The sequence below is a fragment of the Algoriphagus sp. A40 genome (assembly GCF_002002735.1).
In the GTDB taxonomy this organism is placed as follows: domain Bacteria; phylum Bacteroidota; class Bacteroidia; order Cytophagales; family Cyclobacteriaceae; genus Algoriphagus.
Map to the genome: position 1 here is coordinate 74,255 of NZ_MUNY01000044.1, position 11,152 is coordinate 85,406.

The 11,152-nt window shown below is 45.7% G+C and carries 9 protein-coding genes and 1 tRNA gene; 5 read left to right on the plus strand and 5 right to left on the minus strand.

Annotated features, from left to right (window positions below; translation table 11 throughout):
- The first annotated feature begins 385 nt into the window (after window positions 1-385).
- From mltG to B0E43_RS28125, 5 genes are all read left to right on the plus strand, one after another.
- Entirely contained in the window at window positions 386-1,429 is a 1,044-nt protein-coding gene (mltG, locus tag B0E43_RS28105) for an endolytic transglycosylase MltG (RefSeq protein WP_077348088.1), read from the plus strand.
- A 1-nt stretch (window position 1,430) separates the two neighbouring features.
- Entirely contained in the window at window positions 1,431-1,835 is a 405-nt protein-coding gene (locus tag B0E43_RS28110) for a thioesterase family protein (protein WP_077348090.1), read from the plus strand.
- Between the two features lie 16 nt (window positions 1,836-1,851).
- Window positions 1,852-2,814 (plus strand): YihY/virulence factor BrkB family protein, encoded by a 963-nt coding sequence (locus B0E43_RS28115; protein WP_077348092.1) that lies wholly within the window; start codon window positions 1,852-1,854, stop codon window positions 2,812-2,814.
- A gap of 598 nt (window positions 2,815-3,412) precedes the next feature.
- Window positions 3,413-5,245, plus strand: a complete 1,833-nt coding sequence (locus tag B0E43_RS28120; RefSeq protein ID WP_077348096.1) for a DUF885 family protein — start codon at window positions 3,413-3,415, stop codon at window positions 5,243-5,245.
- Window positions 5,246-5,450: 205 nt separating this feature from the next.
- A tRNA-Ser gene (locus tag B0E43_RS28125) sits at window positions 5,451-5,535 on the plus strand.
- Between the two features lie 182 nt (window positions 5,536-5,717).
- Here the strand turns inward: B0E43_RS28125 and B0E43_RS28130 are convergent.
- The 5 genes from B0E43_RS28130 to B0E43_RS28150 all read right to left on the minus strand — a co-directional run bounded on the left by B0E43_RS28130 (window position 5,718) and on the right by B0E43_RS28150 (window position 11,006).
- Complete coding sequence (locus B0E43_RS28130; RefSeq protein ID WP_077348098.1) at window positions 5,718-6,521, minus strand: universal stress protein; 804 nt, start codon at window positions 6,519-6,521, stop codon at window positions 5,718-5,720.
- A gap of 62 nt (window positions 6,522-6,583) precedes the next feature.
- On the minus strand, window positions 6,584-6,835 hold the full coding sequence (locus B0E43_RS28135; protein ID WP_077348297.1) for a hypothetical protein: 252 nt from the start codon (window positions 6,833-6,835) through the stop codon (window positions 6,584-6,586).
- Window positions 6,836-6,961: 126 nt separating this feature from the next.
- Window positions 6,962-7,990 carry an LLM class flavin-dependent oxidoreductase gene (locus B0E43_RS28140; protein ID WP_077348100.1) on the minus strand — a complete coding sequence of 343 codons (1,029 nt, stop codon included), beginning with the start codon at window positions 7,988-7,990 and terminating at the stop codon, window positions 6,962-6,964.
- Between the two features lie 106 nt (window positions 7,991-8,096).
- Window positions 8,097-9,851, minus strand: coding sequence for a hypothetical protein (locus tag B0E43_RS28145; RefSeq protein ID WP_077348102.1), 1,755 nt, complete (start codon window positions 9,849-9,851; stop codon window positions 8,097-8,099).
- A 6-nt stretch (window positions 9,852-9,857) separates the two neighbouring features.
- Entirely contained in the window at window positions 9,858-11,006 is a 1,149-nt protein-coding gene (locus B0E43_RS28150; RefSeq protein WP_077348104.1) for an outer membrane beta-barrel protein, read from the minus strand.
- Window positions 11,007-11,152: the final 146 nt, after the last annotated feature.

Below are 11,152 nucleotides of genomic sequence, written 5' to 3' on the forward strand. Positions count from 1 at the left end.
AAAATGGAATATGTATATCAGCTATCATACCAGTAACCAAATTTTATATGGTATCACCTCGACTTCGCTCGGTGTCCGTAAGTTAGTTTTTAAGGGAGGGGAGGAAAATGCGGCTGCGCCGCATTTTCCTCCCCTCCCTTTACTAACCCAAAATTCGGTGGCCGAGCGAAGTCGAGGCCATTTTGACCTACTGGCAAAGAAGCGGATAATCACAAAATAGAAATATCTTGAACTAAGTCCTCGGAAAGAGTCAAGCTAATTAGCAAAATTCGGGATATTGTTTCGCGAAGCCTATTTCGCTTCGATGACGAGAAGCTATTCTTGCGCAGCATATCTCACCAAAGCCTTTCCCACACGAAGCGTTTTTTCCTTATTTTTGCCTTCTATGCAAAGTGAAAAGCGCAAAAAACTCCTGCTCATTCTCCTGATTTCCTCTTCGGTACTGGCTATTTCCCTGACCTTCTATTTCTATCAGGTCTTTTTCAGTCCCAATACCATGGTGGTTTCGGACCAAACCTATATGCTGAAAATCCCCAGCAATGGGGTTTATAGGCAAGTGGCCAACCAACTCTATGATGACAAAGTGATCAACGATGCCCTGAGTTTCGGCTTTGTTGCTAAGGTTTTGGGCTATCAGGATGATGTCAAACCAGGTTTGTACAAAATTGACCCTAAAATGAGTAACCTTGATTTGGTGAGGATGCTCAGATCTGGTCGGCAGGTTCCGGTCAAGGTGACTTTCAACAATGTGAGAACCAAAGAAGATCTGGCAGAAAAGATCACAGCCAATCTGGAAGTCACTCAGGAACAGTTTCTGAAAATGATCCAGGACTCGGTTTTCATCCGGAAGTTTGACTTTGAAGAGGAGACGATCATGAGCATGTTTATCCCCAATACCTATGAGTTTTGGTGGAATACGAGTCCTGAGGCACTTTTTGATCGAATGCACAAGGAATATCAATCCTTTTGGACGGAAGAGCGAAAGCAAAAAGCCCAAGCGATGGGACTTTCTCAAAAAGAAGTGAGCACACTTGCTTCAATTGTTCAGGCCGAAAGTCAAAAGTCTGACGAACGTCCAAAAATTGCAGGTGTTTACCTGAACAGAATGAAAATCGGAATGGCCCTTCAGGCCGATCCCACCTTGGTTTATGCTACGGGTGATTTCACCTTGAAAAGAATCCTGAATGTTCACAAGGAAATTGACAGCCCTTACAATACCTACAAATACACAGGCCTTCCTCCCGGCCCAATCAACTTGCCGGATATCAATTCCCTCAATGCAGTCCTGAATTCCGAAAAGCACGATTACCTCTATTTTTGCGCCAAAGAGGATTTTTCAGGCTACCACGCTTTTGCCAGCAGTTACGATGATCATATGGCCAATGCAAGACGCTATCAGCGGGCATTGAACGCGGCAAACATTTTCTAGGATGTTTAACGCAGAAACTCAAATCCGCGTCCGATATGCCGAAACAGACCAAATGGGCTATGTGTACTATGGCAACTACGCCATGTATTTTGAAGTGGCGCGGGTGGAAGCGATGCGTTCGGCAGGTTTTTCCTATCGGGAAATGGAAGATAATGGAGTGATGATGCCAGTGCTGGAGAGTCACTTCAAATACCTCAAACCGGGAAAATACGATGAATTGCTGACCATCAAAACCATCATTCCCGAGCTTCCTGGTGTTCGGATCCGTTTTGAATATCAGGTCATCAACGAGCTAGGCGAACTGATCACCGAGGGCTGGACTACCTTGACTTTTCTCAAAAAAGAAAGCCATCAGCCCACTCGGCCTCCCCGGAATTTGTTAGATTTATTGAAACCCTATTTTTGAGTAAAACCTTGAAATTGTGATCAGAAGGAAAATTTTCAAATGGAGATTACGCCTGCAACTCAAGGCAAGGCATTTGAAGAAGATCTATTTCGGTCACCCGGACAAGAATTTGTACGATGTCGCCAGGATCTTTTTCCAACAGCTCAAAAAGGATGACATCAGCGAGCGGGCCGGATCCATGGCATTCAGCTACACGATTGCACTTTTCCCTTTGTTGCTCTTTCTGCTTAACATGATTCCGTACCTGCAGGATTTTTTCCCGATGGTCACCACAGAAAACATCCTGGGGTTTATGCAGAATGTCATTCCCATAGGGATGTATGACAATATCGAAACAACACTGATGGACATTGTCTCCAAACCGCGGCAAAGTCTGCTTTCCTTCGGTTTTTTCTTTGCACTTTTTGCCTCTACACAGGGCGTGATGTCTATGATGACCTCTTTCAATTCAGTTTACCGAACCAAGGAAAACCGGGGCTTCCTGAAATCCCGACTTATCGCAATCAGTATTGTGTTCGCATTGGTGGTGACAGTGATCGCAGCCAGCTCGGTTATGATCATCGGGAGCCTCCTGATCAGTGCATTGGATGAAATGCATGTGTTCAACAGTAATTTCATGATTTTTCTGTTCAATACCTTCAAGTTTTTGATCCTGCTTTTCGTCTTTTACATCACTTCTGCCTACATCTTTCGCTTTGCTCCTGCGGTGCACGACAAGTGGAATTTTTTCTCAATAGGTGCACAGATGGCGGGTTTGTTGATCACGCTTGCCTTTTATGTGTTCATTTTTTACCTGGACAATTTTGCCAGCTACAACAAACTTTACGGATCTATCGGAACCCTGATCGCTCTGATGCTTTGGCTTTGGATCACTTCTCTGATTGTCCTGGTTTGCTTTGAGGTCAATGTGAGCCTGGACTTGGCAGAGGAAAAACAGAGAGAGCGGGAAAACCGCAGAAAAGTATTTGGGAATTCTTAGGAGAAGCGGGACAACGGAATTTTTAACTACGAAGGAATACAGCGTTTTTTTACCACAAAGCTCACAGAGAAAAGAGGAGATTTGGATTTTTGTCCTCAGGGAACGGCATTCCTTTTCTTCTATTTTGACCTTTCTCAAGAGCACTAAGGAGAAAAGCCAAGGCTTTTCATTGGGGAAAATTCCCGCTATGCTGCTTCTCCTGAAGCAGCATCCGAAGGGTAGTGAATGGTCCTGCTTCTGGAGAAGCAGGACAACAGGAGACTGTGAGACCCCGAAGGAAAACAAAGGGAAAAGCTTCGCTTCTGACAATTGCGGTTTGATCGGTTTTGGCAAAAAAGCCTTGGCTTTTTTCTCTGAGCTCTCAAAAAACGCAAAAAACCGAAATAAGGATTGAAGTACTTCATACGACCGGTAAGGGCCAATATCAGCATCTCTTTTTTCTCTGTGGTAAAACTTTTGCAGTGGATGGGCATAGCTGAATTGCTCTCCAATCGCGCCATTTTAATCAAAGGAATCCAAAAGCGATTTCCTTGTCCCTGATTTTTTGTAAGGGTTAAATCCCTATTTTTAGTATTCCTCCGTCCTAAAATCAAAAATTATGAAACAATTCTTGTCGCCCCTATTTCTCCTACTGAGCCTTTCAGTCTTCCTGTCGTGCAGCGAACCCGAACCAAAGTCCATTCCAGATACAGAAATAAATGCCTGGTTTGACAGCGAATACGAAGAACTGCTCCAGATGAGCCCCTTGCAAATGACCACACAGGGAAGAAAAGACCGATATGGGGAAATTGATGACATGAGTGAAGCAGCAGAGGACAAGCGTCTTGCCTGGATGGAAGCCAGTGTGAAAGAAATGAATGAAAAATTCCCTTATGATCAACTGAGTCCTGATTCCAAAGTATCCTATGACCTTTGGGAATACCAATTTGAAATGGAAAAAGGAGACGTTCAGTTTAGAAGAATGAACTATGTCTTCAATCAGATGGGAGGAGTACATACCATGCTGCCCAATATGCTGATCAATTTTCACAAAGTAGATGAAGCTGCCGATATGGAGGCATTGATTTCCAGATATAAAGCCACTGGCAGGGCGATCTCCCAACTTTTGGAAAAGGCTAAACTACAAACTGAATCTGGGATCCGGCCTCCAAAATTTGCTTATGAATACGTTATTCAGCAATCCACGGCACTGATTTCCGGGGAACCCTTTACCACTGACAAAAACAGCGCACCACTCTGGACTGACGCACTCGGGAAAATCGAGAAGCTCGAAAAAGATGGAAAGATTACCGCTGAACAAGCCGAAAAATTCAGAACTGATGCCAAAGATGCCTTAATCAACGGATTCAAACCCGCCTATGAGGAATTGATTGCCTGGCTGGATTCTGAGCTTCCCAATCTGGAAGAAAAACCGACCGGAGTCAGCCGTCACGAGAATGGTGCTGCTCTGTATGCCCACCGATTGAAATCCTCCACCACCACATCCCTCAGTGCCGATGAAATTCATCAAATCGGATTGGATGAAGTGAAAAGAATTCAACAGGAAATGCTGGCCATCAAGGATCAGGTAGGGTTTGAGGGAGATTTGCCTGCGTTTTTCAAATTCATCAACAGCGATCCTCAGTTCTTTTATCCCAATACCGACGAGGGAAGACAAGCCTATCTGGACGAATCCACTGCATTTCTGGATTCGATCAAAGTCAAATTGCCAGAGTATTTTGGGATATTGCCAAAAGCTGATTTGGTGGTAAAGCGCGTGGAAGCCTTCCGTGAGCAGCCCGGAGCACCGCAACATTACAATCAGGGCACACCTGACGGTTCGCGTCCAGGCACTTATTATGTCCACCTTTCGGACATGACCGCCATGCCCAAATCCACAATGGAAGGAGTGGCCTATCATGAGGGAAATCCCGGCCACCATATGCAAGTTTCCATTGCCCAGGAACTGGAAACAGTTCCCAAATTCAGAACACAGATCGGATTCAATGCCTATCAGGAAGGTTGGGCCTTGTATTCCGAGATCCTTGCTAAAGAGATGGGCGGATACAAAAACCCGTATTATGATTTTGGCCGATTGGTCAATGAAATCTGGAGAGCAATCCGCTTAGTTGTGGACACCGGAATTCATTCCAAGGGCTGGACAGAAGCGGATGCAATTGCCTATTTTTCAGAAAACTCGTCCATTGCACCAGGGGCCATTCAGGCTGAGGTTCGCCGATATATGGTCATTCCGGGCCAAGCTACCGGATACAAGATCGGGATGCTCAAAATCCAGGAACTTCGAAAGCTGGCAGAGACCGAACTGGGAGACCAATTTGACCTGAAGGGATTCCATGATACCGTATTGGGAAGCGGGGCATTGCCATTGGAAATCCTGGAGAAAGAAGTGAAGCGATGGATTGAGGAAGTGAAGGGTGCCAGTGGGCAGTGATCAGTGGTCGGTCACAGTGCACAGTTTAAAAATTTAAGCGGAAAGAAATCAGCGAGTTAAAAGAAAAAGCGGGTGGTGGTTTTGCAAAAAATCAGAATCCGCTTACTTTTGCACACTCTTAAAGAGAGATCACAGCAAAGAGGAGTGACAGAGTGCTTCCCGATATCCATCGGGACGGCGGTCTTGAAACGAATCAAAATTCAATAGAGGAGTGGCAGAGTGGTCGATCGCGGCGGTCTTGAAAACCGTTGTACCGTGAGGTACCGGGGGTTCGAATCCCTCCTCCTCTGCATCTAAAAAACCAAGCAAAATAGCTTGGTTTTTTTTTTGAAGGAGGCCAACCCTGCAATCTGGCCCTGACCTAAATTGCTCCACAGGAGCAATTCTTAACGGTCAGTCCTCCTCTGCATCAAAAAAGCCAAGCAAGAGCTTGGCTTTTTCATTTTTAGGCTTGAAATCCGATTCATTTTCCTTATGAATCACTCAAAACCAACAGCGGATAGCGGGTAATAGACGCCATCTCCTGGGTAAAATTATGTTGGAAAAGCCCACCAGAATCCCGGGCAATCATCGCGATCAACCCGGTGTCGGTGTGCTTGTCGAGGTAAAAATTAATCCCTTCCAACACCTTGCTGCTGAACACCGTGATACGTTCGGTTTCAATATCATCCCGAAATCGGGAGACCAATGCAGCTCGCTCCATGTTTTGATGAAAACTGAGCATGGTATTTTTCGGCCGTACATTCAAAATCCTAAGCTTGGGTTCGATCATCAAGGACAAGACCTCTGCCAGCATGTCAAAGCTGGCTTCATTTCCCACTTCCTCCAAGTCAGTGGCAAATACCACCCGGTTTTTTCCGGTCCGGTTAAATTCCTCAAAGCGGGCTGTTTCAGGAATAATCAGTACCGGTACTTTGGTATGTGAAATTACTTTTACCGTATTGCTGCCTATAAAAATCTTTTTCAGGCCACTTGCTCCCTTTGTCCCCATCACGATCAGGTCAGGTTGTTGACTTTCGATTTGACTTTCCAAAGCAGCAATAAAATCCCCCTCCACGATCACGGATTCACATTTTAGGTCTGCCCCAAAAGTCTGATGAAGTTCAGCCACAAGTTGGGCAAGATGCTGATTAGCATCGGTTTCATTTTCCTTGACTTGGAGCGCGTGAAGGATTGTAAGTTTTGCAGAAGCCCTTTTGGAAATCTCAGCGGCAAATTTCAGTGCTGTGCCAGCCTCGGCTGAAAAATCCACTGGAGCGATAATAGTATTTAGCATAAAAGGGTTTTTTAAAAATCAATTCTAAAGATATTGATTTTCGTCAAACTTGATCCTTCTCACTACCCCACCCGCGACTCCGAATATAGATCATAGGCTGCCACGAGCACCTGCCGTACAGGTGAATCGCCATATTTTTCGTAGCCTTGGATTTCCCCACGATTTTCGGCAAAAACAGGAAAATACTTCCCCTCAACTTCATCCCAAAGGATCAACAAATAGGCGTAGGGAATTTTGCTTTCCCGGCCGACTTCAAACCAGGACTCAAAAAGTGCTTCATCAAGGGATCGGGGAAAGTCAGGACTGTCAAACATGGATTTAAAAGGATGGGCGGTTTTGTTCGAAGATAGGCAAAGTGAACGGACTGCTGAAGTCATTTAGCACCAAAAAAACAGGGATCGAAGCACCTCCGATCCCTATTTGACCTCATTTTGATTTACTTAGCTGCCTTTTACAAGTGGAATTACTTTTTCCCCAATCAGCGCAATACTTTCCGAAAGCTCCTGGTGACTGAGCCCGGCATTGTCCATCTGAAAAGTGAAGCGGTCGATGCCTCCCAGGGACTCGCTGTGACGAAGGATTTTTTCTGCCACTTCCTCAGGTTCGCCGACTAGGTAGGCCCCTCGTCTGGAGTTTTGAGCTTCAAAATGGCCCCGGGTCACGGGAGGCCAACCCCGTTCTATACCTATCCGGGTAAAAGTCTCGGCATACCCAGGATAGTAATTTTCAACGGCCTCTTCGTGGGTTTTGGCCACATAGCCCAAGGAATGGAGGCCCACTTTGAGCTGATCCTGTGAAAATCCAGCCTTGTCTCCTGCTTCCCGATACAAATCCACCAAGGGCCGAAAACGATGAGTCTCACCGCCGATTACCGCCACCATAAGTGGAAGTCCCAAAGATCCTGCGCGGACAAATGAACCAGGAGTCCCGCCTACTCCCAACCAAACCGGAAGTTTTTCCTGAACAGGCCGTGGATAGATAGGCTGCTTGTTCAGAGCAGGTCGGAACTTGCCCGACCAAGTGACCACTTCCTGCTCCCGGATCTGGAGCAAAAGCCCGAGGTTTTCCGCAAACAATTTGTCATAATCCTGGAGATTCAGCCCAAAAAGTGGGAAAGCTTCTGTGAAAGATCCTCTCCCCACCACCAACTCGGCCCGACCCTGAGACACCAGATCAAGGGTGGCAAACTGCTGAAATACCCGAACCGGATCTGCAGCACTGAGTACCGTCACGGCACTGCTGAGGCGGATGTTTTTAGTCATTCCTGCAGCGGCCGCTAGGATCACCGAAGTAGCAGAGTCCAAAAATTCCCTGCGGTGGTGCTCCCCTATCGCAAATACATCCAAGCCTTTTTCATCAGCCAGTTTGATCCGCTGGAGCAATTCACCCATAGCATCCTGTGCCCTGCCTACCGGATTACCTTCCGAGTCGGTCACAAAAGCCGCAAAACTGTCAATTCCGATTTCCATCGATTTTTTTCCCTTCTTTTTTTAGGATTGTAGGGAAAACCGAATGGCTGTGGAAATGATTCCAAAAACCAAGTTCCAGGTTCCTAAAAAAGTTTGACTTCCAAAATCAGTATCTGCCAATCCAATTATAAACCATCATTTCGTTGTCATGCTGGTATTTTGGAAAGGCCATCATCATTCCCTTAGAGGTCACCCAAGGTCTGGCAACCAAATTTTGCTGTCCGTTGAGGGTTTGGACAGGAAATACTTCACGGCTACCGAGGTTTACCCTGAAATATTCATAGGCTCCGTGAAAAAGGAAAACCTCATTTCCCATGATCGATACATAGTGGGTTCCGCTGGAAGAATAACCCGGAAGGTCAGCAACCACCTCGCGGGAAACCCCCGGTACATACTTTATCAATTGGTTTTGCTCTCGGGGCACATAATAGACTCCTTCCCCATTGGAATCCTGGTATAAAGTGCCTTTAAAGTCCTCCGGAATTTCGATGGATGTCCATGTCCAGGCATTGGAGTTGGTGTCATACACCACAAAATTAGAACCTCCATAAGGTTGGATATAGATTTTACCCTGGAAATAAAAGGACTTTTCCACGCCAATGGATCCAAAGGGGAAATCCGAAAGCGTTTCCCATTGCCTGGTTTGGGTATCAAATCTGCTGAAGTCTTTCGTCGGCCCTAGACCAAAATACAGATACCTGTTTTGAACTGCCTGGATCAGGTAATTTCCCCGAAAGCCCTGATTGTTTGGCAATGGAGGCAAGGGCTCGAATTCCTCCGCATTCAGTGGAAGGGAATAGAATTTCTGAAAGTCCCCAATCTCATTTTTCCAGAATAGCATTTCATCGCCAACACCTACCCAGTTCCAATCGTAAAGTGTGGAAATAGGAAAACGGTCCTTAAATGGCGCCCAGGAATTAACCACCTTGATTTTTTGTGGGTACTCGTCCGAAAAACCTCTTCCTGACAGCGAAAACGTATAGTCTCCGGGAGGCAAATTGCCAATAGAAAAACGAAGAGTATTTGGAGCTATTTCGGTAGGATGTAGCGGATAATATCCGGAACCAGGCAGCAGGAGACGAAACTCCAAAATCGATAAAGAAGTCAGTTTATTGAAATATACATCAAAAGATTGCCCGACAAATCCCTCTACGTCAGACAGGGTTTCTATCTTGGGAAGCACGATGCTGAAGTAGTCCTGCAAAACTGTTGATTTCCCTCCGCTGGTGACAATCAAATCAAATTTTCCCTGGGGAAGGGTATATTCCGAAGCGCTGAGCCAAACCTTGATTTTGATTTGCGTAGATGATTGCTCCAGTATTTCCACTGTAAATATCCCCTCCAGTTCGGGAATCTTTACCTCCAGGTATTCCGGAGAGGGATTGAAATATTTACCGGAAATGGTCAGAGTATGGAATTGGGTCAATTCGGAATCTGAAACTTCAGTAATGAGTGGTGGGCGAACTCCCTGGCTGTCAAAAAGCAAAACATCGCCATAGACCGTCTTGTCTCCGTAGCGGGCGAAAGGCCTGACTGAATAATTGATTCCTTTGACCAATCTATCTTCAAGCCGGATCGCCACCAAAGCCTCTCCCGGAGATCCGGTCCCCGAAACTGTATAATAGACCGGGTTGTCCTGGTTGTATTTCAGTTTTTCGGTCTCTATGTACTCCAGCCCATATTCATCTATTGCCCCGGCGTTTGCCTTTACTTCAAAATTGACCGTAGCCCCAGTCTCATCCACATCACTTACGCTGATGCTTTCCAAAAACGGATAGGTTCTGTCGGTAATAAACTCTTCTTGTTCGCAGGAAAAGATCCCCAGTATCGCAACCATCCAAATCCAACTCGCTCTTCTCATGTCCGATTAAAATTTATATCCCAGGTGAAAAGTCAAACCTTTTACAAATTCCTCAGATGCGCCGTCTACTTTGAACCCGCGAAGACCGAAGACGAGTCCCTGATGTTTGTTGAGGTATTTTTCGACCCCTATCCCCCAGGTAAATCCTGAAAAACTATCAGACATCTCAAAATTTCTCACCGAAGTCACCACTTCATCGCGCTCGAATTTGCCTTGGTAGACCCCAAGCTTTTCATAATCAGGAATCGCATAAGAATACCCCATCTCCACATAAAGCCGGTATCGGTTGGGGCTGAGATCCCAGTAATACTTCGCAGTGACAGGAATCTGGATCAGACTAAAATCCAGAAACACATCCGACTCATAGCGGTTTGCCCCATATTCATATACGAAGTATTTCTGAGCATCAAACTGGCTCCAGGTGACTCCCACGTTTAGGGACAGGTTTCTTTTGAAGGTTAAAAAAGCCTCCCCATTCAGTCCAAAAACCGGAGAAGAGGAAGAAATCTCTCCTTCATGATCCGAATCGGGAATGGTCAGGCCGACAGTCTGGCTGATGTATCCCACAAAGGGAGTGATTACAAAAATCCGCGAAAAAGTCCGTGGCTTTTTGATCGTATTGGCCGTGCGGGCAAGATACTGGAGCGAAAGGTCATTCAGTTGCGTGATTTCAAGCAAGGGATCCAGCCTTGGATTCCCCAACCGATTGGAAAGCTGTGCACGATAGGAATCTCCCAGAATCTCCATACCGGCGGGAGTCTCGATATAGAAAATGGGCTTGTCTCCGTTTAGCTTCCAGAAAACAGCATCGGTTACCGGATGAGGCAATTTTTCCAAAAAAACCACATGTTGACCGTTGTTTTGCGGGATTTCTTTCCTGAAAAACAAACGCTCCGAGACTCTAAATTCCGTCAGCTCCTCAATGGTAAATTTGGTAAAGCCAAGCTTCTTTGTCCTTGCAAAGTAGATTGATGTATTGGATTCGGAGGGTATGTCCTGAATAACGCCCTGACTCAGGGCACTGTCTCCGACGACGATGTAGTCTTTCTTGGCGGGAACCTGCCCAAATACAGGCGAATTAATGAACAGGACGAATACCAGGAGCGAAATATATTTTCCAAACCTGTCCTGAACCGGGGAAACGGTATTTTTCAACGTAATAACTAAAAAGGGTGATTAATCCCCAAAGTAACTCAAATTCCCAAATTAGTTCCAAGCGAGATGGATTAGTTATTTTTCTAATCCCAAAAAATAATACAAGATTTTGCTCATTCAGGTTGGGATTGCCCAGGCTATTTCAA

Excerpts from the sequence above, each read along its gene's own strand:
- B0E43_RS28130 (WP_077348098.1), bottom strand. The coding sequence starts at position 6,521 with ATGCTAAATACTATTATCGCTCCAGTGGATTTTTCAGCCGAGGCTGGC.
- B0E43_RS28140 (WP_077348100.1), bottom strand. The coding sequence starts at position 7,990 with ATGGAAATCGGAATTGACAGTTTTGCGGCTTTTGTGACCGACTCGGAA.
- B0E43_RS28145 (WP_077348102.1), bottom strand. The coding sequence starts at position 9,851 with ATGAGAAGAGCGAGTTGGATTTGGATGGTTGCGATACTGGGGATCTTT.
- mltG (WP_077348088.1), top strand. The coding sequence starts at position 386 with ATGCAAAGTGAAAAGCGCAAAAAACTCCTGCTCATTCTCCTGATTTCC.
- B0E43_RS28110 (WP_077348090.1), top strand. The coding sequence starts at position 1,431 with ATGTTTAACGCAGAAACTCAAATCCGCGTCCGATATGCCGAAACAGAC.
- B0E43_RS28135 (WP_077348297.1), bottom strand. The coding sequence starts at position 6,835 with ATGTTTGACAGTCCTGACTTTCCCCGATCCCTTGATGAAGCACTTTTT.
- B0E43_RS28120 (WP_077348096.1), top strand. The coding sequence starts at position 3,413 with ATGAAACAATTCTTGTCGCCCCTATTTCTCCTACTGAGCCTTTCAGTC.